General features: G+C 68.5%; 23 protein-coding genes. 7 read left to right on the forward strand and 16 right to left on the reverse strand.

The features are described 5' to 3' along the window. Nucleotides 1-702, forward strand: coding sequence for an ABC transporter ATP-binding protein (locus BLS74_RS09000; RefSeq protein WP_093104604.1), 702 nt, complete (start codon nt 1-3; stop codon nt 700-702). Nucleotides 703-813: 111 nt separating this feature from the next. Here the strand turns inward: BLS74_RS09000 and BLS74_RS09005 are convergent, their stop codons facing one another. Both BLS74_RS09005 and BLS74_RS09010 read right to left on the reverse strand, forming a co-directional pair. Further along, nucleotides 814-1,722: a Fic family protein gene (locus BLS74_RS09005; protein ID WP_244503809.1), complete on the reverse strand. Its 909-nt coding sequence runs from the start codon at nt 1,720-1,722 to the stop codon at nt 814-816. Nucleotides 1,723-1,909: 187 nt separating this feature from the next. Beyond that, complete coding sequence (locus BLS74_RS09010) at nt 1,910-2,743, reverse strand: alpha/beta hydrolase (RefSeq protein WP_093104738.1); 834 nt, start codon at nt 2,741-2,743, stop codon at nt 1,910-1,912. A gap of 302 nt (nt 2,744-3,045) precedes the next feature. Here BLS74_RS09010 and BLS74_RS09015 point away from each other — a divergent pair, with 302 nt between their 5' ends. Together BLS74_RS09015 and BLS74_RS09020 are read left to right on the forward strand one after the other, a co-directional pair. Continuing rightward, entirely contained in the window at nt 3,046-3,468 is a 423-nt protein-coding gene (locus BLS74_RS09015; RefSeq protein WP_093104606.1) for a helix-turn-helix domain-containing protein, read from the forward strand. A gap of 35 nt (nt 3,469-3,503) precedes the next feature. Continuing rightward, nucleotides 3,504-4,817 carry an ArgE/DapE family deacylase gene (locus BLS74_RS09020; protein ID WP_093104739.1) on the forward strand — a complete coding sequence of 438 codons (1,314 nt, stop codon included), beginning with the start codon at nt 3,504-3,506 and terminating at the stop codon, nt 4,815-4,817. Here the strand turns inward: BLS74_RS09020 and BLS74_RS09025 are convergent. The 13 genes from BLS74_RS09025 to BLS74_RS09085 are packed head-to-tail and all read right to left on the reverse strand — an operon-like array spanning nt 4,814 to nt 19,084. Beyond that, nucleotides 4,814-6,088 (reverse strand): aspartate aminotransferase family protein, encoded by a 1,275-nt coding sequence (locus tag BLS74_RS09025; RefSeq protein ID WP_093104616.1) that lies wholly within the window; start codon nt 6,086-6,088, stop codon nt 4,814-4,816. The genes BLS74_RS09020 and BLS74_RS09025 overlap by 4 nt on opposite strands. Before the next feature lies 1 nt (nt 6,089). Next, nucleotides 6,090-7,142, reverse strand: a complete 1,053-nt coding sequence (locus tag BLS74_RS09030; protein ID WP_093104625.1) for a phosphotransferase — start codon at nt 7,140-7,142, stop codon at nt 6,090-6,092. Beyond that, on the reverse strand, nt 7,139-8,167 hold the full coding sequence (locus tag BLS74_RS09035; protein WP_093104627.1) for a histone deacetylase family protein: 1,029 nt from the start codon (nt 8,165-8,167) through the stop codon (nt 7,139-7,141). The genes BLS74_RS09030 and BLS74_RS09035 overlap by 4 nt, the downstream gene beginning before the upstream one ends. Nucleotides 8,168-8,184: 17 nt before the next feature. Continuing rightward, nucleotides 8,185-8,886, reverse strand: coding sequence for a GntR family transcriptional regulator (locus tag BLS74_RS09040; RefSeq protein WP_093104628.1), 702 nt, complete (start codon nt 8,884-8,886; stop codon nt 8,185-8,187). Nucleotides 8,887-8,918: 32 nt separating this feature from the next. Then, the gene (locus BLS74_RS09045; RefSeq protein WP_093104632.1) at nt 8,919-9,800 is read right to left on the reverse strand and encodes a DMT family transporter; all 882 of its coding nucleotides are present in this window, start codon (nt 9,798-9,800) and stop codon (nt 8,919-8,921) included. Next, entirely contained in the window at nt 9,800-10,858 is a 1,059-nt protein-coding gene (locus BLS74_RS09050) for a histone deacetylase family protein (RefSeq protein ID WP_093104634.1), read from the reverse strand. Before BLS74_RS09050 ends, BLS74_RS09045 begins: the two co-directional genes overlap by 1 nt. Next, nucleotides 10,855-12,225, reverse strand: coding sequence for an aspartate aminotransferase family protein (locus tag BLS74_RS09055; RefSeq protein WP_093104639.1), 1,371 nt, complete (start codon nt 12,223-12,225; stop codon nt 10,855-10,857). Before BLS74_RS09055 ends, BLS74_RS09050 begins: the two co-directional genes overlap by 4 nt. Nucleotide 12,226: 1 nt before the next feature. Beyond that, a complete protein-coding gene (locus BLS74_RS09060) occupies nt 12,227-13,189 on the reverse strand; it encodes a 2-hydroxyacid dehydrogenase (protein WP_093104642.1) in 963 nt (320 codons plus the stop codon). After that, a complete protein-coding gene (locus tag BLS74_RS09065) occupies nt 13,189-14,844 on the reverse strand; it encodes an ABC transporter ATP-binding protein (protein ID WP_093104643.1) in 1,656 nt (551 codons plus the stop codon). The genes BLS74_RS09060 and BLS74_RS09065 overlap by 1 nt, the downstream gene beginning before the upstream one ends. Then, nucleotides 14,841-15,686, reverse strand: a complete 846-nt coding sequence (locus BLS74_RS09070) for an ABC transporter permease (RefSeq protein ID WP_093104645.1) — start codon at nt 15,684-15,686, stop codon at nt 14,841-14,843. Before BLS74_RS09070 ends, BLS74_RS09065 begins: the two co-directional genes overlap by 4 nt. Further along, complete coding sequence (locus BLS74_RS09075; protein ID WP_093104646.1) at nt 15,683-16,657, reverse strand: ABC transporter permease; 975 nt, start codon at nt 16,655-16,657, stop codon at nt 15,683-15,685. The genes BLS74_RS09070 and BLS74_RS09075 overlap by 4 nt, the downstream gene beginning before the upstream one ends. Nucleotides 16,658-16,664: 7 nt before the next feature. Further along, nucleotides 16,665-18,233 (reverse strand): ABC transporter substrate-binding protein, encoded by a 1,569-nt coding sequence (locus tag BLS74_RS09080; protein ID WP_093104647.1) that lies wholly within the window; start codon nt 18,231-18,233, stop codon nt 16,665-16,667. 59 nt (nt 18,234-18,292) lie between these two features. Next, nucleotides 18,293-19,084, reverse strand: coding sequence for a class II aldolase/adducin family protein (locus BLS74_RS09085; RefSeq protein WP_093104648.1), 792 nt, complete (start codon nt 19,082-19,084; stop codon nt 18,293-18,295). A gap of 274 nt (nt 19,085-19,358) precedes the next feature. Between BLS74_RS09085 and BLS74_RS09090 the strand changes: the two genes are divergently transcribed. Then, nucleotides 19,359-19,640, forward strand: coding sequence for a hypothetical protein (locus BLS74_RS09090; protein WP_093104649.1), 282 nt, complete (start codon nt 19,359-19,361; stop codon nt 19,638-19,640). Nucleotides 19,641-19,765: 125 nt separating this feature from the next. Then, the gene (locus BLS74_RS09095) at nt 19,766-20,062 is read left to right on the forward strand and encodes a hypothetical protein (protein ID WP_093104651.1); all 297 of its coding nucleotides are present in this window, start codon (nt 19,766-19,768) and stop codon (nt 20,060-20,062) included. A gap of 36 nt (nt 20,063-20,098) precedes the next feature. On the opposite strand, the gene BLS74_RS09100 is transcribed toward BLS74_RS09095, so the two are convergent. Next, on the reverse strand, nt 20,099-20,809 hold the full coding sequence (locus BLS74_RS09100) for a Crp/Fnr family transcriptional regulator (RefSeq protein WP_093104652.1): 711 nt from the start codon (nt 20,807-20,809) through the stop codon (nt 20,099-20,101). 111 nt (nt 20,810-20,920) lie between these two features. On the opposite strand from BLS74_RS09100, the gene BLS74_RS09105 reads away from it, so the two are divergent. Together BLS74_RS09105 and BLS74_RS35060 are read left to right on the forward strand one after the other, a co-directional pair. After that, nucleotides 20,921-21,838, forward strand: a complete 918-nt coding sequence (locus tag BLS74_RS09105; RefSeq protein WP_093104653.1) for a beta-keto acid cleavage family enzyme — start codon at nt 20,921-20,923, stop codon at nt 21,836-21,838. A 35-nt stretch (nt 21,839-21,873) separates the two neighbouring features. Next, a partial coding sequence (locus BLS74_RS35060) for an Hpt domain-containing protein (RefSeq protein WP_170855551.1) occupies nt 21,874-22,035 on the forward strand: 162 nt, incomplete at its 3' end.

Consider the following 22,035-nt stretch of genomic DNA (forward strand, 5'->3'; position numbering starts at 1 on the left):
ATGCTGCAGATCGAAGGCCTCAACACCTACTACGGCGACAGCCACATCCTGCGCGGCATCGACGTCGCGATGCCGGCGGCTACCTCGGTCGGCCTGCTGGGTCGCAACGGCATGGGCAAGACCACGCTGATCCGCTCGCTGATGGGCTACGTGCGTCCGGCCTCGGGCCGCGTGAAGCTCGACGGCGACGACGTCACCGGCTGGGCGCCCGAGAAGATGGCGCGCCGCGGCATCGGCTACGTGCCCGAAGGCCGCGGCATCTTCCCCAACCTCTCGGTGCGCGAGAACCTCGTGATGAGCGCACGCTCCGGCATCGACGGAAAGCGCGCCTGGACTTTCGATCGCGTGATGGCCACCTTCCCGCGCCTCACGGAGCGGCTCTCGCACGGCGGGCAGCAGTTGTCGGGCGGCGAGCAGCAAATGCTCTCGATCGGCCGCGCGCTGATGACCAACCCGCGCTTGCTGATCCTCGACGAGGCGACCGAAGGCCTGGCGCCGCTGATCGTGGCCGAGATCTGGCGCGTGATCGCGGACATCCGCACCACCGGCATCGCGACGCTGATCGTCGACCGCGACTGGCGCAAGGTGCTGGCGCACACGGATCAGGCGGTGGTGATGGAGAAGGGCAAGATCGTGCGGCACGGGCCTTCGGCGGAGTTGCTGGCGGCGCCGGAGGTGTTGGAGGAGTTGCTGGGGGTGTGAAACGGGCGGGACACACCGAGATCCTCTGCGCAGATCCCAACGATCATGCGCTCGTCGTGAGCCCGAGATGGGAGAAGTTGCTCGGTGGGCGATTGCCGACCATAGGTATCCCTACTCCAACTCGTACCACACACCACGGCCAGCACCATGCTGGGCCAAGCGTGCTTGTTCGACCAGGGCTCTGAAATGCTGCTTGAGCGTATTGCGATTGCCGCCGGTCAGCCGAATCGCATCCCCCATCGTGATGCGCCCATGCTCCCGCGCAAATTCGACGATCTGCAGTGATAGCTCGGGCAGCGCGGCCAGCACCAGCTTCTCGCGCTCCACCTTGCGAGCAAGACGACGAACCTGCTCAGCCAGCGCGCGCAGGAAGAAGACGAGCCAGGGCTGCCAGTTCGGGGACTCGGTGCGAATCGTTCCCTGCGTCTGGCGCAGCGCAAGATAGTAGGATTCCGTGCTCAGTTCGATCACGCTCTCGAGTGAGCTGTACGGGACATAGGCGTAGCCGGCTTGCAGCAGCAACAAGGTGGTCAGCACCCGACTCAAGCGGCCGTTGCCGTCCTGAAATGGGTGGATTTCAAGGAAGACCACGACCCAGATACCGACGAGCAACAGTGGATGGAGACACGCGGCGTCGCGTTCGCCGTTGAACCAGACCACCAGTTCGGTCATCAGGCGTGGCGTGTCGAACGGCGTCGCGGTTTCGAAGATCACGCCCAGCTGCTTGCCGTTTTCGTCAAACGCGACGACGCTGTTCGTGGAGGTCTTGTACTTGCCCCGGTGCCACGCGTCCTTTTCGCTGTATGTGAGCAAGTCGCGATGCAACTGCTTGATGTGGTTCTCGGTCAGGGTGATGTCCTGCCAGGACGAGAACACCAGCTCCATGACCTCGGCGTAACCGGCCACCTCTTGCTCGTCGCGCGTCGTGAAGGTCTTGATCTGCAGGTTGGACAGCAGACGCTCGACCTCCCGGTCCGACAGCTTGCTGCCTTCGATGCGGGTGGATGAGCCGAACAGCACAAGAAGAGCTGGTCCGGTTTTCTGGACACGGACGACTCATGGCTGGAGGGCTACGTGGAGGATCGTCAGGGCGCGTTGATGCGCTACTTCGCGCGCGGCCGCCGGGCGTAGTCCCGGGCAGGCCGATTTCCATCTGCGCGCCGGCGTCTGAGAGCAGGCCGGCGGAGGCCCGGGCTCGTGTAGCGGCTCATGCGGCCTTCGGCTCAGGGAGGACCGCTGTCAATGCGAAGTCGACGAGATGGAGCCAGGTCGCTTCGAGGCCCATGATGCTGCGGTGGTCGGAGCCGGTGATGGTCTGCACGCTGATGGGTGTTGGCCAGGCGGCGATGAGCTTCTGTGAACGCTCCGGCAGCACGACATCGTCCCACTCGGCCAGCAGGACCTGGGTTTTCGCTGCGACCTCCTTGCAGTGCGTCAGGGAGTTGAACTGGTGCCGCAGCAACAGGGAAAGTGGAACGAGCGGGAAGCGCTTCTTCGCCACCTGCAGCATCGAGTCGTATGGCGTGACCAGCTGCAGGCTCGAGAAGTCTTGTCGCGCTACAAGCTGAATGGCCACGCCCGTCCCCAGACTTCGACCGACGACGTGCAGGCGCGCGTGCGGGAAGGCCCGGCGCAAGTGATTGGCGAACTCTCTCGCGTCCTCGACGGAGGCGACCTCGGAGGGGTGCCCCTGCGAGTCGGCCACCCCCCGATAGTTGACCGCGGCGAATCCGAAGCCTTCCGGAAGCCAGTGCAGCGCCTTTGCAGTGGCGCGGACATCCTCGCCTCGGCCCGCGAAATAGATGAACAGGTCCTGCAGCGCCTCCTCGCCCTGGGGGTGATAGACATAGCCGCGGACCATCCCGCCCGGCACGGTATGAGAGTAAGTGGAAAAGTCGTCGGACAAGTGAACGACGGGGTGCTTGCGAGCGTCGAAAAGGATGTGTCCCTGGCGTGTCGCAAGGAGGGCCCAGTAGGCTGCGATGCCTCCAAGCGCAGCTGCCGAAGCCGATAGTGCAACGCGAAAGACTTTGGATGACAAGGTTTGCTCCGGGGGAAGGGCCAGGGTGTGTACCCCCGTAGTTTCACCTCGTTCCTTTGGACGCACCTGCCTGGGCTCAAAACCCGGGCGGCACCAACGCTCCGGGTCGGCCAGGATCAAGGCCGCGCGGTACGCCGATCGCCCCGCTTCCTTGGTGAGCTCGCTCAGGTCGTTCCAATCCTGCAGGCGTTCGCTCGGAGACGGAGTCGCTGAACGGTTCAGAAGCAATTGCGTCACGCCCAGCAAGGCACTCGCGGACAGCAGGCAGAACTGCGCGGCCGATCGTTCGGGCTCTGCGGCGTATGCGTTTTTCTCAAGTCGGGCCTCCCTTCGCGCGCGTGGCGCGCTCGACGCAGGTCGAAGACGCGCTGATCGGCCGCTGCCAGGCCTGGATCGCCGACCACTACGCCGACCCGGCGCCGGTGGCGGCGATGGTCCAGCAGAGCGGCCTCCCGCAGCGTTCCTTCCAGCGCCGCTTCAAGCTGGCCACCGGCATGGCGCCGCTCGAGTACGTGCACACGATGCGCATCGAAGTGGCCAAGCACCTGCTCGAGACCAGCGAGCTGCCCGTCGCGGCCGTGGCGGCCGTGGCGGAGGAAGTCGGCTACGACGACGCCGCCTTCTTCGGCCGCCTGTTCCGGCGCCAGGTGAACCTGACGCCGCCGCAGTACCTCCGGCGCTTCGGCGGTTTGCGCGCGGTCCTGTCGGTGCACGGCAACGCTTGAGCGCGGCGGGCATGGAGCTTGCGGCGGGCCAGCGCATGAAGAATCCTTCCCCCGCCGTCGATCGCACCCGCCTGCTCGCAACGATCGAGCGGCTCGCGCCGCGCATGACGGAGATCCTGAGCGAATTCGTCGCGGCGCCCAGCCTGTCGGGTGCGGAGCAGCCCGCGGCCGACTTCTTCGAAGGCGCGCTGACCGAGCTGGGATTGGAGTCCGAGCGCATCGTGCTCGACAGCAGCCTGATCGAAGGCATGCCTCTGTTCTCCTGCCCGTGCGACCCCGACAACGGCCGCTACAACCTGCTGGCGCGCCACCTGCCGCGCATGGGCGGCGGGCGCTCCGTGTTGTTCAACGGGCACATCGACGTGGTGCCCACCGGACCCGAGGCGCTGTGGACCCGGCCGCCCTACGTGCCCTGGGTGAAGGACGGCTGGCTGCACGGCCGCGGCGCGGGCGACATGAAGGGCGGCCTGGTCTGCGCGCTGATCGCCTACCAGGCCTTGCGCGAGATGGGCCTGCAGCCGGCCGGCACCGTCGGCTTCAACGCCGTGCTCGACGAGGAGAACACCGGCAACGGCACGCTCGCCACCGTGCACGCGTTGCAGAACGCGCTGGGCAAGGCGAAGCTCAGCGACTTCGATGCGGTGCTGATCCCCGAGCCCTTCGGCGAAACGCTGATGCGCGCGCAGGTTGGCGTGTGCTGGCTCTTCATCGACATCACCGGCCGGCCAGCGCATGTCGCCTACATGAGCAAGGGCGTCAACCCGATCGAGGCCGGCATCGCCATCATGGCCGACCTGAAGGCGCTGGAGGCCGAATGGAATGCGCCCGAGCGCCGGCATCCGCTGTTTCGCGACGTGGAGCATCCGCTCAACTTCAACCTGGGGCGCATCGAGGGCGGCGAGTGGAACTCGTCGGTGCCTTGCACCTGCAGGCTCGGCATCCGCTTCGGCTTCTTCCCCGGCACGACGGCCGAGGAGGCCACGCTGCAAGTGACGCAACGCATCCGCGCCACCGCGGCCCGGCTCGATGCGGATCTCACGGTGGAGATCAACGCACGCGGACATTTCTCGCCGGGCTGCGAATACGAGCTCGACGCGCCGCCGCTGCGCATGCTGGCCGAGGCGCACGAGAAGATCACCGGCGCCGCGCCCAAGCCGCTCGCCTGCACCGCCACCACCGACGGCCGGCACTTCGCGCTGATGACCGACATCCCGGTGACCGTCTACGGCCCGCTGGCGCGCAACATCCACGGCATCGACGAAGCGGTCTCGCTGGACAGTATGAAGCGCGTGGCCGCCACCATGGCGCAGTTCATGGCGGACTGGTGCGGCGTCGAGCCGCTCGACTAGAGCGTCGTCAGCACGCTATCGAGCGTGTCGACCAGCAGGTCCGCATGGGCTTCGCTAAACACCAGCGGCGGACGGATCTTCAGCGTGCTGGCGTCCTCGCCGGTCGAGCTCAGCAGCACCTGCCGGCCGCGCAGCGCGTTGACGATGCGCGCCGTCTCGGCCGTGGCCGGTGCGCGCGTGGCGCGGTCGCTCACGAGGTCCACGCCGACGAACAGGCCGGCGCCGCGCACCTCACCGACGAGCGCATGGCGCGCGGCGAGCGCCGTCAAACGCGCGCGCAGGTACTTGCCGACGCGCTGTGCGTTCGCCATCAGGCCTTCGCGCTCGATCACGTCGAGCACCGCCATGCCGGCGGCCATCGAAACCGGGTTGCCGCCGAAGGTGTTGAAGTAGCGGCATTCGCGCGCGAAGGCGGCGAGCACCTCGGGCCGCACCGCCAGGCCGGCCAGCGGATGGCCGGCACCGAGCGGCTTGCCCATGGTGACGATGTCGGGCACCACGCCGTGGCGCTGGAAGCCCCAGAAGGCATCGCCGGTGCGGCCCAGCCCGGGCTGCACTTCGTCGGCGATAAAGATGCCGCCGGCGGCGCGCACGGCCTCCACCGCCTCGGCCAGGAAGCCCGGCGGGTCGGTGAAGATGCCGTCGCTGGAGAACACGGTGTCGACCATCAGCGCGGCGGGCCGCATGCCATGCGCCTGCAGATCGGCGATGGCGGCGCGCACGCCGTCGGCGAAGGCCGCGCCGCCGCTGTCGGGCGCCGGCACGGTGCGCACGGCGTCGCCGAGCTGCACGAACTTGCCGAGCGAGGGCGAGGCTTCGGCGATCGATGCGGTCACGCCGTGGTAGGCGAAGCGCGTGACGATCAGGCCACAAGCCTTGGTGTGCGAGTGCGCAATGCGCATCGCCAGGTCGTTGGCCTCGCTGCCGGTGCAGGTGAACATCGTGTGCGCGAGCTCGGCGGGCATCGTGGCGAGCAGGCGCTCCGCATAGTCGAGCACGCCTTCGTGCAGGTAGCGCGTGTGCGTGTTGAGCACGCCGGCCTGGCGCGCGATGGCTTCCACCACATGCGGATGGCAATGGCCGACCGAGGCGACGTTGTTGTACGCGTCCAGGTAGCGCCTGCCGTCGGCATCGTGCAGCCAGACGCCCTCGCCGCGGACCGGGTGCAGCGGCGTCTCGTAGAAGAGGCGGTAGGCCGGGCCCAGGACCCGCGCGCGGCGGTCCATGAGCGAGCGGGTCGCAGGAGGGATCGCAGAAGTTGAGGTCGGCATGTCAGGCCTCCATGTGCAGGCCGCAGGCGCGGCGGAAGACGGCGGTCGCGGCTTCGGCGCCGACGCGCTCGCAGGCCGCGAGGCGCGCCCATGAGAGCGGGTTGTTGCGCAGCAGGTAGGCCGCGTTCTCGGGATGGCGCGCCGCGCGCCAGCCGCTGATGGCCACCACCATCACCAGCCGCGCCGTGATCAGCGTGAACAGCAGCTCGACTTCGGCCGCGAGCAGCGGCCGCACGCCGTGGTAGGCGGCAACGAAGGGCGCGATGTCGGCCAGCGGATCGCCGCCGGTGCCGACCTGGTAGGCGGCCGCGACGGCCAGATCGTCGATCGCCGGCGCGCGCACCATGTCGCCGAAGTCAAGGATGCCGGCGATGCGGTCGGTGTCGGCCGGATCGACCAGCACGTTGTAGATGTTGAAGTCGTTGTGGATCGGCTGCGCGGGCAGCGCGGCGAGCCGTGGCTTGGCGTCGCGCTCGAAGCGGTTGAGTGCGCCCTCCGCCAGCGCGCGGCGCTCCGGGTCGGCGATGTGCGCGAGCAGGCCGCGCACGCTGTCGGCGCGCTGGATGTCCCAGGGCAGCGCGAGCTCGCCGGCGGGATGGTCGAAATCGCGCAGCGCAAGGTCGAGCCGCGCCAGCATGCGCGCGAGGTTCTGCTGCTGCCGCGGCGTGCGCGGCGCCTCGGGCAGCGGCAGGCCGGGCAGGTAGCTGAAGAGGCGCGCCACGCGCGGCAGGCCGTCTCCGGGATCGCAGAGGAAGGAAGGCTCGCCGCTCGATGCCGGCACGATGCGCTGCACCGGCAGCTGCGGGTCGGCAGCCGCGAGGTGCAGCAGCGCCTGGGTCTGGAAGTCGGCGACCAGCGCCGACTCGGCCGGATGCGAGATCTTCAGCATGAAGCGCGCGCCGTCGCCGGGCGGCGCCAGCAGGTAGTTGCGGTCGCGCTCGCCCGTCAGCGCGCGCAGCTCGCCCTCGATGCCCCAGCGCTCGCGCGCCAGCGCGCGCACCCAGGCATCGTCGAGGTCGGGCGAGCCCTCGCTCAGGACCTGCGCGTCGGTCATGCCGCGCCGGCGAAGCCGCGCAGCGCGCTCGCGATGTTGGGGCCGAGGTCGTCGGAGAGGTAGCCGCCCTCCTGCACCAGCACGGTCGGCAAGCCGAGGCGCGCGATCTCGGCCAGCAGAACCGCAAAGCCCGGCGTCGTGATCTTCATGCCCTTGTACGGGTCGCGCTCGTGCGTGTCGAGGCCCAGCGCCACCGCCAGCGCGCCGGGCGCAAAGGCGCGGATGCTGTCGCAGGCCTCGCGCAGCGCCGGCAGGTAGCCGTCGAGATCGGTGCCGAGCGCCAGCGGCTTGTTGATGTTGTAGCCCAGGCCCTCGCCCTCGCCGCGCTCGTGCGCATGGCCGGTGAAGAAGGGCGTGAAGTTGCGCGGGTCGCCGTGCAGCGAAATGGACAGCACGTCGGCACGGCGGTAGAAGATGCCCTGCGTGCCGTTGCCGTGGTGCACGTCGATGTCGAGGATGGCCACGCGCGCGTGCCTGCTGCGCAGATGCTGCGCGGCGATGGCCACGTTGTTCAGGTAGCAGAAGCCGTTGGCGCGATCGACGTAGGCGTGATGGCCCGGCGGGCGGCACAGCGCATAGGCAGCGCGCTCGCCGTCGAGCACCAGCTGCGCGGCGTGCGTCGCCATGTGGGCCGACGCAACGGCCGCCTCCCAGGTGTGGGGGCCGATCGAGCAGGCGTTGTCGCCCATGTGAAAGCCCGCTTGTCCGACCACGCTCTCGGGATAGCTGCAGGGCTGGCCTGGAAAGGGGTGGATGTTCGGCATCACCTCTTCCGAAGGGTCGTCCAGCAGCTGCCAGCGCGCATGGGCCGTCTCGAGGAAACGCAGGTAGTCGGGCGTGTGGATGGCCGCGCGCGGGCCGGCGCCGAAGTCCTCGCAGGGGACGATCTCGTGGCCATCCTTGCGCACAGCGTCGAGCAGCCGGAAGGCGCGCTCGGGCTGCTCGTTGCTGCGCTTGAGCTTGCCGCGCACCATGAACAGCTGCGGGTCGTGCCCTTGGTGCGTGTCGGTGTAGACGACCTTCATCGAGGGGGTCCTTGAATTCAGGGGGTGGGGACGCCGTGCTGGCGGACGAACAGGGCGCGCACGTCGCGCCATGCGGATTCGATGTGCGTGCGCATCGCGGCCTTGGCGGCTTCGATGTCGCGGCGCACCAGCGCGTCGGCGATCAGCAGGTGGTTGCTGGCCACGGTCTCGGAATCGTCGACCACGGTGATGAGGGCGATGATCATGCGCAGCTCGGTCTGCGTGTTCAGGAAGATGCGGTGCAGGTGCGCATTGCCCGAGAGTTCGCTAATCAGCGTGTGCAGCGCGAGGTCGGTATCGATGCGCTCGTCCTGCGCCCGCGTGCGTGCCAGGCGCACCATGTCGTCGACCATCGCGCGCACGCGCGCGAGGTCGGCATCGCTGGCCTTGCGGCAGGCCAGCTCGATCGAAGTCAGCTCCAGGCTCAGGCGCACTTCGTACAGGTCGTCGATCTCCTGCACGCTGATGGTTCGCACCGCGAAGCCGTGGCGCGGCCGCGCGACCAGCACGCCCTGGCGCTCGAGCCGGCGCGCCGCTTCGCGCACCGGCGCACGGCTCACGCCCATGCGGCGCGCGATGTCGGCTTCGACGATGCGGCTGCCGGGCGCGAGGCGGCCTTCGACGATGGCGCGGGTGAGCTGGGCTTCGACCAGGCCGACCAAGTCGGTCGCCTCGACGGATTCGAAAAGAACGGTGTCGGAAGAGGAATTGAAAGCCATGTGGTTGTCTCGTCTTGTTGGAGCACCCGGGCTCATTCTTTCATCGGCTGCCGCGCCAGGTAGACGCCGGCCGCGATGATCAACGCAATGCCCGACATCGCCAGGCCGTCGGGCGGCTTGTGGAACCAGAAGGTGCTGAAGGCCACCGCGAGCAGCAGCTGGAAATAGTTGAGCGGCGCCAGCGTCGAGGCCTCGACCCGCTCGAAGGCCGCCAGCAGCAGCCACTGCGCCGCGCCGCTGCAGGCGCCGCCGGCCAGGAGCAGCAGCACGGCGCCGGCCTCGGGGCGCTCGGGCGGCAGGAAAAGCGGCGCCGGCAGCGCGGTCGCGATCAGGCAGACCAGCGCGGTGTAGGCGTACTGCACGGGGCTCGCGACCCTGCCCGCGAGCCGGCGCGTGAGCAGCTGGAAGACGGCGTAGCAGACGGCGGCGATCGCCATCAGCACGGTGCCGAGCCACGGCAGGTCGCTGCCGGGCCGCACGATCAGCAGCATGCCGGCAAAGCCGACGACCACGGCCACCCATCGGCTGCGCTGCACCTGCTCGCCCACCAGCCAGGGCGACAGCGCGACCATCAACAGCGGCGCGGTGAAGTAGATGGCCGTGGCCTCGGCCAGCGGCATCCAGATCAGCGCCGTCATGAAGCAGGTGGCCACGGTCGCCAGCATCGCGCCGCGCAGCAGCAGCAACTTCTTCTGCGGCGCGCGCCAGATGCGCAGGTCGCCGTGGTGCAGCAGCATGGCGAGAGCGATGCAGATCACCGACAGGTAGCGCATCAGGTTGACGAAGGGCGCCGGGTAGAACTGCAGCATCTTCTTGCAGAAGGCGTCGTAGGAGGCGAAGGCCACCAGCGCGCAGAAGAAGAGCGCGATGCCGGCGCTCCTCGACCCCGGGGCTCGCAGTGCGGCGGTGGTCATCACCGAAGCGCCTCGAAGCCGCGCAGAAAGTGGTCCAGCGCCGAGCCGATGGCCTCCACCATGTAGCCGCCTTCCTGGACGATCACCGTGGGCAGGCCCAGCGCGCCGATCTTCTCGCCGATGCGGCGGTAGGCGTCCAGGTCGAGCCGCAGCACGCTGATGGGGTCGTCCTTGTAGCTGTCGAAGCCCAGCGCGAGCACGAGGGCCTTGGGCGCGAAGCCGCGCAGCGCCGCCAGTCCCTGGTCCACCGCTTGCAGGAAGAGCTCGTTGCCGGCGCCGTGGGGCAACAGCAGGTTCAGGTTGCAGCCCTCGCCCGCACCGCTGCCGCGCTCGTGCGCATAGCCGGTGTAGAACGGGTAGTAGCCGCTCGGATCGGCATGCGTCGACACGGTCAGCACGTCATCGCGCGCATAAAAGATGTTCTGCGTGCCGTCGCCGTGATGGGCATCGAGGTCGAGCACGGCCACGCGGCCATGGCGCTCCCGGAGGCGCTGCGCGGCCGCCGCACTGTTGTTCACGTAGCAGAAGCCGCCCGCGCGGTCGCGGTGCGCGTGGTGGCCCGAAGGCCGGCACAGGGCATAGGCGGCATCGCCGCTGTCGAGCACCGCGTCGGCCGCCGCCACCGCGGTGTGCGCCGAACGCAGGACCGAGCGCCAGGTGTGGGGGCCGATCGGGCACGAGAGGTCGCTGATGTAGTAGCCCGTGCGCGCCACGATCGACGGCGAGGGGCAAGGCGCGCGCAGCACGCCCGGCGTGCCGCCGTGGTACGGCGAAAGATTGGGCAGCACTTCGATGCCCGGCTCGACGCCCGGCAGCTTCAGCGCGCGCCACAGCGCGTAGGCCGTTTCGAGGTAGTCCAGATAGTCGACGCTGTGCACGCCTTCGAGCGGCGCGCGGCCGTAGTCCCGCGGCTGCACGAGTTCGATGTCGCGTGCGGCCAGCGCGTCGCGCAAGGCGTGCGCGCGGGTCGGCAGATCGGCCGGCTTGCTGATGCGGCCCAGGCGCATGAACTGCTGCGGATCGTGCAGCAGCTGCTCGTCGGTGAAGAAGGCCTTCATGCCATCGACGCTTCGAAGCCGACCAGGGCGCGGTCGAAGCGCTCGAACATCTCGTCGATCTGCGCGGCGCTGATGACGAGCGGCGGGCAGAAGGCGACGGCGTCGCCCATGGCGCGCACGATCAGGCCCTGTTCCAGCGCGAGTTCGGCCACGCGCGCGCCGGCCTTCTGCGCCGGATCGAAGGGCGTGCGCCGGGCCGGGTCGGCTGCGAGCTCGATCGCGCCGATCAGGCCCACGCCGCGCACCTCGCCGACATGCGGGCGCGCTGCGTAGCGCTGCAGGCCCTGCTGGAAGCGCGGCGCCAGCGTCTTCACGTGCGCGAGGATGTTCTCGTCTTCGTAGGCCTGCAGCGTTTCGAGCGCGATCGCGCAGGCCACCGGATGGCCCGAGTAGGTGAAGCCGTGACCGAAGGTGCCGATCTTTCCGCTGTTGGCGGCCACCGCCGCATGCACCTTCTCCGACACCATCACGGCCGAGATCGGCACGTAGCCCGAGGACAGCGCCTTGGCCGCGGTCAGGATATCGGGCCGCAAGCCGAAGGTGGTGGAGCCGAACATCTCGCCGGTGCGGCAGAAGCCGCAGATCACCTCGTCGGCGATCAGCAGCACCTCGTACTTCGCGAGCACCGCCTGCACCTTCTCGAAGTAGGTGGCTGGCGGCACCAGCACGCCGCCCGCGCCCATCACGGGCTCGGCGATGAAGGCGCCGACGGTCTCGGGGCCCTCTTCGAGGATGCGCTTTTCCAGCGCATCGGCCAGGCGCGTGGCAAAGGCTTCCTCGCTTTCGCCGGCCTCGGCGTAGCGGTAGTGGTGCGGGCAGTCGACGTGCAGGATGCGAGCGATCGGCAGGTCGAAGTCGCGGTGATTGGGCACCAGGCCGCTCAAGCTGGCCGCTGCCACGGTGACGCCGTGATACGCATTGCGGCGCGCGATGATCTTTTTCTTGTCCGGCTTGCCGATGGCGTTGTGGTAGTACCAGACCAGCTTGACCGCGCTGTCGTTGGCCTCCGACCCGGAGTTGGCGAAGAACACCTTCGACATCGGCACCGGCGCGAGCGTGAGCAGCTTCTCGGCCAGCGCGATGGCCGCCTCGTTCGAGCGGTGGTTGAAGGTGTGATAGTAGGGAAGCGAGCGCAGCGCCTCGCTGCCGGCCTTGGCCAGGCGCTCGTTGCTGAAGCCCAGCGAGGCGCACCACAGGCCCGACATCGCCTCCAGGTAGCGGCGTCCCTGGTCGTCCTCCACGAAGATGCCGTCGCCGCGCCGGATCACCAGCGGCCCGACCTGGGGATGGGTGGCGAGGTTGGTGAAGGGATGAAGGTGCGCCGCGATGTCGTGGGCGGCGTTGTCGGCGTGGGTGGATGGGTTCATGTCAGTAGCCGCGTTCGAGGTCGACCAAGTGGGAAGGACGCTCGCCTTTTTTCAGCAGCGCGAGGTTGGCAAGGGTCTGCTGCGCGATCACCAGGCGGTCGGTGCGCGTCGCGATGTGCGGCGTGATCAGGATGCGCGGATCGCCCCAGAAGGGATGGTCCGGCAGCAGCGGCTCCTGCGAGAAGGCATCGAGTGTCGCGGCCGCGAGCTGGCCGCTTTCGAGCGCAGCCAGCAGGTCGGCTTCGACCAGGTGATCGCCGCGGCCGACGTTGATCAGGTGCGCGCCGCGCGGCAGTTTCGCGAACAGCGCGGCATCGAGAAAGCCCTGCGTCTGCGGCGTCAAGGGCAGCAGGCACACCAGCGTGTCGCAGCCCGACAGGAACGCGTCGAGCTGTCCGGCGCCGTGGAAGGCGACGACGCCCGGCGGCAACGCTTCCTTGGCGCTGCGGCTCCAGCCGCGGACCTGGTAGCCGATGCCCGCGAGCGCCTCGGCGCAGGCCATGCCCAGCGTGCCGAGGCCGGCGATGCCGACGCGATGGCGGCGCGGCGAGACCACGTCCTGCTCCTCCCATCGGCCGGCCGCAGAGCTCGCAACGTAGGCGTTCATGCCGCGATGGTGCTGCACCACCGCCCAGCTCACATAGGCTTTCATGCCGGCGGCCATGCCGGTGTCGACGATGCGGCACAAGGGGCGCTCGCGTGGCAGCTGCGGGTCGGCCACGATGTGGTCGATGCCCGCGGCCAGCGACTGCACGAGCTTCAGCTTCGGCAGCCGCGCCAGCTGACCGTGCGGCGGGTACCAGCAGACCGCCGCCTCGATGTCTTCCAGCGGCCCGAGCTCGGCGCCGAGCCGCAGGTCGATGCCGGGGCAGGCCTCGCGGAAAGCGGGTGCGAGGTACTGCATGTCCAGCACCTCGCTGAGCAGCGCCACGCAGGGTGTCGTGCTGTCGCCGTTGCGCTGCATCACGCGACCCGCGCCGCAGCTTCGTCGGGCGAAGCCAGCCGCGGCACCGCATCGATCAGCTTGCGCGTGTACGCATGCTGCGGGTCGTTCAGCACCGCATGCGTCTCGCCGTACTCCACCACCTCGCCGCGCTGCATCACCGCGATGTGGTCGCACATCTGGCCGGCGACGCGCAGGTCGTGGGTGATGAACACCATCGCCAGCTGGAACTGCTCGCGCACCTGGGCGAAGAGTTCCAGCACCTGGGCCTGCACGGAGACGTCGAGCGCCGACACCGGCTCGTCGGCGACCAGCAGTTCGGGCTGCATCGCCAGCGCGCGCGCGATGCCGATGCGCTGGCGCTGGCCGCCGGAGAACTCGTGGGGGTAGCGTTGCGCCGCGTCGGCCCCGAGCCCGACCAGTTTCAGCAGCTCCATCGCGCGCGCCATGGCCTCCGCCTTGGCTACGCCCTGGGCGATGGGACCGCCGGCGATCGCCGCACCGATGCGATGCCGCGGATTCAGCGACGCATACGGATCCTGGAACACCATCTGGATCTTGCCGCCGGCAGAGCGGCGGAAGTTCCCGTCCTGCGCCAGGTTGTGCCCCTTGAAGAGGATGCGGCCGCTGTCGAAGGGCGCCAGGCCGACCAGGCAGCGTCCCACGCTCGACTTGCCCGAGCCCGACTCGCCGACCAGGCCCAGCGTCTCGCCGCGGCGCAGCTCGAAGTTGATGTTCTTCGCGGCCTGCACCGAGCGGCCACGTTTGAACAGGCCCGCGCCGGACTTGTAGGTCTTGCACAGGTCCTGCACCTGCAGCAAGCGCAGCGCATCGTCGGTCGGCGTGGCGCGCTGCGCGTGGCCATGGGGAATGGCGGCGATCAGCTTGCGCGTGTAGGGATGCCGCGGCGCGCCGAGCACGCCGGCGGCGGCCCCGGACTCGACGATCTTGCCGGTCTGCATCACCACCACGTGATCGGCGATCTCCGAGACCACGCCGAAGTCGTGCGTGATGAAGAGCACGGCGGTGCCGCGGCGCTGCTGCAGTTCGCGCACCAGCTTGAGGATCTGCGCCTGCGTCGTCACGTCGAGCGCGGTGGTCGGCTCGTCCGCGATCAGCAGCACGGGCTCGAGCACGAGCGCGCAGGCGATCATCACGCGCTGGCGCTGGCCGCCGGAGAGGCGGAACGGATAGCTGTCGATCAGCAGCTCGGGATCGGGCAGGCCGACGTCGGCCAGCGCCGCGAGGATGCGGCGCCGCTTCTCGGCCGCGGGCACCGTGCCGTGCGCATCGAACACCTCGCCAATCTGCTCGCCGATGCGCATGACCGGGTTCAGCGCCGTCATCGGCTCCTGGAACACCATGCCGATGCGCCGGCCGCGCAGCTCGCGCATCTGCGGCTCGGTCAGCGCCAGCAGGTCGGTGCCTTCGAACAGGATCTTGCCGGCCACCGGCGCCACCTGCGGGCGCGGCAACAGGCCCATCACCGCGTTGGCGATCATCGATTTGCCCGAGCCGGATTCGCCGACGACGCACAGCGTCTGGCCCGGCAGCACCGAGAGCGTCGCGCCCTCGACCGCGAGCGCGCGGTCGGCACCCTTGGGCAGCGAGATGCTCAGGTCGACGACCTCGAGCACGGCTTGCGCCGGCTTCAGGCGTGTCACGCCGGCGTTCATCGGCCCCTCCCGTCCAGCCGCGTATTGAGGCCGTCGTTGAGGCCTTCACCCACCAGGTTGAGCGCGAGCACGGTCAGCACGATGGCCAGCCCCGGGAACAGCGCCATCCACCAGGCCTGGCGCAGCACGGTGCGGGCCGAGCCAACCATGTAGCCCCAGCTCATCTGGTTGGGGTCGCCCAGGCCGAGGAAGCTCAGGCTCGATTCGAGCAGGATCGCCGTCGCCACCATGAGCGAGGCCATCACGATGATGGGCGACATGGCGTTCGGCAGGATCTGCGTGAGGATGATGCGCGGCGTCGACTGGCCGGCCAGCAAGGCGGCCTGCACGAAGTCGCGCTGGCGCAGCGTGAGGAACTCGCTGCGCACCAGGCGCGCCACCGGCGGCCAGGAGACGATGGCGATGGCCGCCACGATGGAACCGACCGAGGGCTGGAAGATCGCGACCAGCACGATGGCCAGCGCAAAGCTCGGCACCGCCTGGAAGATCTCGGTGAAGCGCATCAGCCCGGCATCGATCCAGCCGCCGAAGTAGCCGGCGACGGCACCGAGCGTGACGCCGATCAGGAGCGCGACGACGGTCGAGACCACGCCGATCAGGAGCGAGATGCGCGCACCGTGGATCACGCCCGAGAGGATGTCGCGCCCGAGGGTGTCGGTGCCCATCGCGAAGCCGGGCTCGGTCCAGGGCCGCAGGAAGGGCTGCTGCACCATGCCCCAGGGGTCGTTGGCGGCCATCCAGGGGCCGAACAAAGCGACGACGGCGACGACCGCCAGCACCACCATGCCGGCCACCGCGCCCTTGTTGCGGACGAAGCGCCGCCAGAAAGGACTTTGGGTCATGTCAGTTCGATGCGTGGGTCGACCAGCGTGTAGACGAGGTCGGTGATCAGGTTGAACAGCACGGCCATCGCCGCCGTCACGAGGAAGGTGCCTAGCAACAGGCTGTAGTCGCGCTGCAGCAGCGCGTCGAACATCAGGCGGCCGAGGCCGGGCCATGCGAACACGGTTTCGGTGAGCACCGCGCCGCCGATCAGGCTGCCGGCCTGGATGCCCGCGAGCGTGACCACCGGCAACAGCGCGTTGCGCAGCACGTGCGCGCGCAGGATGCGGCCGGGCTTCACGCCCTTGGCGCGTGCCGTCTTCACGAAGTCCATCTGCGCGACGTCGAGCATGGCGGCGCGCGTCATGCGGGCGTAGACGGCCATGTAGAACAGCGCCAGCGTCAGCACCGGAAGCACCAGGTGCTGCGCAACGTCCCACGCCAGTGCCAGCCCGGTCGCGCCCGAGCCGACGGTGCTGAAGCCGAAGCCCGGAAGCCAGTCGAGCTGCACCGTGAACACCAGCACGGCCATGAGGGCGAGCCAATACAGGGGCGTGGCATAGAACACCAGCGCCACCGTGGTGATCGCGCTGTCCACCCACGTCCCGGCCCGCCGCGCCGAGAGCGCGCCGAGCGTGACGCCGAACAAGAGCGACAGCGCGAAGGCGCTGCCGGTGAGCAGCAGCGTCGCGGGCAGCCGGTCCAGGATCAGCTTCAGCACCGGCTGCTGCTGGCGGTAGGAGAAGCCGAGGTCGAGCTGCACCACCTTGCCGAGGTAGGTGCCGAGCTGGGTCGTGATCGGCTGGTCGAGCCCGAACTGCGCGCGCAGCTGGGCGACAAACTGCGGGTCCGAAGCACCAGCCTCGCCGGCCAGCACCGAGACCGGATCGCCCGGCGCGGCGCGCACCAGCATGAAGTTGACGGTCGCGATCAGCAGGATCGCGACCAGACCCTGCAGCACGCGGGCCAGCATGAATTGCGTGCGCTTCATGCGCGGCTCAGGCCACCGAGGCGCCGCTCAGGCTGTCGTTCAGGCCGATGCCCGAACTGATGATGTTGCTGAGCTTGGTGCGGTAGAGCGTCGGGAAGTTGATCTCGTACAGCCAGGCCACCGGCACGTCGTTCAGCAGCAGCTTCTGCGCCTCCAGGTAGATCGCCTTGCGCTTCTCGGGATCGGCCTCCTTGGCGCCGGCATCGAACAGCTCGTCGATCTTCGGGTTGGAGTAGCCCTCGACGTTGTTGAAGGGCGAGCCCTTGGCGATATTGGCCGTGGTGTAGTTGCGCGCCACGCCCAGGGCCGGGTCGCCGTACTGGTAGACGTAGGTGAAGGCGAGGTCGTAGTCCCACTCGTTGAGCTTCTGGTTCCAGCCGGCCACGTCGGTGGCGACCATCTCGAGCTTGACGCCGGCCTGCGCCAGGTTCTGGCGCAGGATCTCGGCCGAGCGCGTCCAGGTCTCGCCGTAGGGCAGCGGCAGCAGGCGCAGCGTCTCGCCCTTGTAGCCGGCCTCGGCCAGCAGCTTCTTGGCGGTGTCGACGCTGCGCGGGTACTTGGGGACGTCGGTGCTGTGGAACTTGATGTTGCTGTTGAAGGGGCCGGTCGCCGGCTTGGCGAAGCCCTGCCAGGCCACCTTGCAGATGGCCTCGCGGTCGATCGCGTGCATCAGGGCCTGGCGGAACTTGACCTGGTCCATCGGCGCCTTGCGGTTGTTGATCCACAGCCAGGCGTGCGGCGCGAAGAACTCCCAGCCCTTGGTCGTGACCGCGGCGCCCGGCAGCTTCGACAGCCGCAGCACGTCGAAGTACTCGACCGCGCCGCCCGGCACCAGGTCGACCTTGCCCGATTCGAAGGCCGCGGCGCGCGAGGCCGCGTCGGGAATGACGTGGAAGTACACGCTCTCGACCAGCGGCACGTCCTTGACGTGGTACTTGTCGTTGGCCACCAGCTGGATGTAGGAGCCCTTGACCCATTCCTTGAACTTGAACGGGCCGGTGCCGATCGGCGTGGCGTTGGCCGGGTTGGCGGCGAAGTCCGTGCCTTCGTAGATGTGCTTGGGGATCATCGGCATGCTGCCGACCTCGAAGATGCCGAGGAAGGGCCCGAAGGGGTACTTGAGCTTGAACTCGACCGTCAGCGGATCGACCGCCCGGATGCTCTCCACCGCGGCGAGGTTGGCGCGCAGCCGTGCATGCGTCTTGCGCAGGAACACGTCGGCGGAGAACACCACGTCGGCCGAGGTGAAGGGCTTGCCGTCGTGCCACAGCACGCCGGGCTTGAGCTTGAAGGTGTAGAGCGTGCCCTCCTTGTTCGAGGTCCACGAAGTGGCCAGCGAAGGCAGCGGATTGATCTTCTCGTCGTAGCGCAAGAGGCCTTCGTAGATGTTGCCGGCGATCATCTGCGTGGGGCCGTTCTGCGTGATGCCCAGCATCAGGCCCGGCGGCTCGGGCTGGACCACCGCGTTGATCACGCCGCCCTTCTTGCCTGCCGCCAGCACATGCAGGGGAACGCCCGCGAGCGTCAGGCCGGCCGCCGTGGCGGCACCCATTTGGATGAGATTGCGACGTTTCATGAGAACTCCTTGTGGCTCGATCGGGGATGGTGGGAAGGAAGGAAGGAAGGGAACGAAGCTCAGTCGCGGAAGGACGTGGCGGGCACGGGCTCGATGCGCTGCAGCAGCGCGCGCCATTCGCGTGCATTCGGGTCGGGCTGGCCGGGCATGCGCACGGTGTCGCCGCTCTCGTACTGGCGCGCGGTCTTTTCGCAGACCTCGGGCGGAACCGGGTAGACCGGCTGGCCGCTGGACTGGATCGCGACCTGCACGCGGCAGGCGCGCTCCAGGTTGAGCATGAGGATGAAGGCCTCCGACACCGTGCAGCCCAGCGTGACCAGGCCGTGGTTGCGCAGGATGAGCGCACGCGCCGTCGGCCCGAGGTCGGCGACCAGCCGTTCGCGCTCCTCGAAGTCGAGCGCGATGCCCTCGAAGTCGTGATAGACCACGCGCTCGTGGAACTGCAGCGCCCACTGGTTGCAGGGCTGCAGCCCGCCGGCGAGCGAGGACACCGCCACGCCCGCCACCGTGTGCGTGTGCAGCACGCAGGCGGCGTCGTGGCGCGCCGCATGCACGGCGCTGTGGATGGTGAAGCCGGCCGGGTTCACGTCGTAGGGCGAGTCGTCGAGGATGCGGCCCTCGAGGTCGATCTTCACCAGCGAGGAAGCCGTGACGTCCTTGAACAGCATCCCGAAGGGGTTGATCAGGAACTGGTCTTCGGTGCCGGGCACGCGCGCGGAGATGTGCGTGTAGATGCTGTCGTCCATCCCGTAGTGCGCCACCAGCCGGTAGGCGGCGGCCAGGTCCTGGCGCACGGCGCGCTCGGCATCGGAGATCGGGAGGGCCGCGCGGCCCACTGCGTGCAATGGCATGGATCTTTTCCTTGGGTCGGTTCCGACGGGCAACTGTCGACAGTCGGCATTTCACAGCATACAGCAATATACGGGCCCATTCTCAGATGTGTGCATTCACTCTCCTTGCATGCCTCTACAAACAAGGTGATTCATCCCAATGAAGAGGGCGTACAGTGTTGATCTGATTCAGGGCCTTCGGGCGCGCCGCACACTATCGGGGCAGCCAGGCACCATGGCACGCCACACCAGGCAAACTGCGCCAGACTGCAGACTGTTCGAAAAGGAGCCGAGCATGAAACTGCTGGAAATGCCCGAGGCGCAACGCGCCGAGCTGTCCGCCCGCAGCGCCCTGGCCATCGACGCCAAGGGCCGGGAAGTGCTGCATGGCTTGAGCGCCGACGAGTCGCAGTTCTTCGTCGATTGCATGCGCGAGTCGCCGTCCCGGCCGGCCGAACGCGAGCGCTGCATGGAACTGAGTGTCAAGCACGAGGCCGCCCGCCTGAAGATCGCCTCGGTGGACGACGAAAGCACCGGCGAAGAAAACAGGCCTCCGCGCCTCGCGCACAAATTCTGAAGGCCGCAACGGGCAGCGCTGGATCGGCGGCGCTGAGCCGGCTCTGAGGGATCGGGAGCTTGGCGGCGCCCGGCTCCGGCAGTGCTGTGGCGTGCTTGCCATTCGCACTGGTTTACGGAGGCGTCATGTCCATTGCCGTTCAAGATCTTGAGGCTCAGGTCCTCGGTTTGCCGCCCGAGGACCGCGCTCGACTTCTGGAGCGACTGATCGCAGAGGCTTTCCTCGCCGAGTACGAGCGAGTTCTTGGGCTCCTCCTCGAGAATCAGCAGCGTGGTCCTGATGGAGGGCACGGCATGCGCATCTATCACTTCGATCGATTTCCCTGCACCGTGATCTACGCGGAAGACGCAAGCCTCGGGCCTCAGATCTTTGCCATCGCGCATCAGAGCCGCGAGCCCGCGTACTGGTCTTCCAGGCTCTGACTGCCCAGACGCGCTGCAGGCGAGTTCTCCGACGCACTATTCGACAAAGCGCCGCAGCCCTTCCAGATCGACCACGGTGATGCCGCCGTACTCGATGCGCAGCAGGCCCGCTTCGCGCAGCCGGTTGAGCGCCGCGTTGCAGCGCTGTCGCGAGAGGCCGGAGAGGTTGGCGATCTCTTCCTGCGAAGTCTGCAGATACACGTCGCTGCCCGGATGCAGCCACGGATGGAACAGGCCGGCCAGCGCGCGCGCCACCTGGCTGTCGGCATCGAGCAGCCGGTGCGCCGCATAGTTGCCCATGAACCAGTGCAGGCGCTCGTTGATCTGGTTCAGCAGGAAGTGGTTGAAGCTCATCTGCGTGCGGTGCAGCCACTCGAAGGTGTCGAGCGGCAGCACCGCGACACGGCTGTCGCGCAGCGCGATGATGTCGGCCGAGCGCGGCATCGCGCGCAACAGCGTGCCTTCGCCGAACCAGCTGCCGACCGACAGGCCGCCGAAGGTGACGGAGCGGCCGTCGCTCGATGTCATCGACCATTTGAGCAGGCCTTCGAGCGTGCCGTACCAGTGCAGCGGCGTGTCGCCGCGGCGGCACAGCGCGGCGCCGGCGGCCACCGACTCCTCGCGCATGTCATCGAGCACGCGCGCCTGCGCCGCAGCGTCCAGCCCGGGGAACCAGACCGATCGCTGCAGCAGCTCGGGAATCGACAAGGACGCCGGAGGTCTCTGGCTCGGCCTGGTGTGCGGCATCGACGCTCCTGCTGGCTGCGGCTCGTAAACCCTGATCTCAAATGTCATCGCAATGACTGCCGGGACGACGGCAGCCAAAAATAATAGCGCGCCGTCCACAGGAGAAAGCCCATGTCCAAGCGCAAAGTGATCGTGACCATCGCCCCCACGGGCGGCATGGCGCACAAGTCGCAGAACCCGCATCTTCCCACCCAGCCCGAGGAGATCGCGGCGGATGTGGTGGCTTGCTGGAAGGCCGGCGCCAGCGTGGCCGCGATCCACGCGCGCCGGCCCGACGACGGCGCCACCTGCGACGCCGAGGTCTACCGCGACATCAACCGCCGCATCCGCGCCGCCGGCTGCGACATCGTGCTCAACAACTCCACCGGCGGCGGCGTGCACGGCGACATGATCAAGCCGCTGCCTGGGGGGCGCTGGGAGATCGCCTTCGACGAGCGCGTGAAGGGCATGGACGCCGGCGCCGAGATGTGCACGCTGGACGCGACCACGCTCAACCTCTCCTTCGAAGGCCGCGAGATCCTGATGGACACGCCGCTCACCAAGGGCCGCGAGCTCGCGGCCGGCATGAAGGCGCGCGGCATCAAGCCCGAGTGGGAGGTGTTCAGCCCCACCCACATCCTGCAGGACACGACCACGCTGATCGAGGAGGGGCTGGACGAGGCGCCCTACTTCATCAACCTGGTGATGAACGTGCACCGCAACTTCCAGAACGCGATGCCCTTCTCGCCGCGGCATCTGCAGATGATGGTGGACACGCTGCCCAAGGGCGCGATCTTCTGCGTGAGCGGCATCGGCCCCTCGCAGCTCGAGGCCAACATCAGCGCGCTGCTGCTCGGCGGCCATGCGCGCGTCGGCCTGGAGGACAACCTCTATTACCGTCACGGCGAGCTGGCCACCAACCTGCAGCTCACCGAGCGCATCGTGCGCCTCATCCGCGAGATGGACATGGAGCCCGCGACGCCGGCCGAGGCGCGCGACATGATGGGGCTGCCGCGCGTGGGCCTGCCGCGCCCCGAGTTCGCAGCCTGACCAACGATTCCGAGAGAACAGCAAGGAGACACACCATGACCGATCGCCGCCACTTCCTCCACACCCTCGGCGGTGCAGCGGCACTCGCTGCCCTGCACCCACTGGCCGCGCTGGCCCAGACCATCGAGCAGGTCAAGATCCTCTACGGCTTCCCGGCCGGCAGCGCCGGCGACAGCGTGGCGCGCCGCGTCGGCGAG

Source organism: Variovorax sp. CF079 (assembly GCF_900101545.1).
In the GTDB taxonomy this organism is placed as follows: domain Bacteria; phylum Pseudomonadota; class Gammaproteobacteria; order Burkholderiales; family Burkholderiaceae_C; genus Variovorax.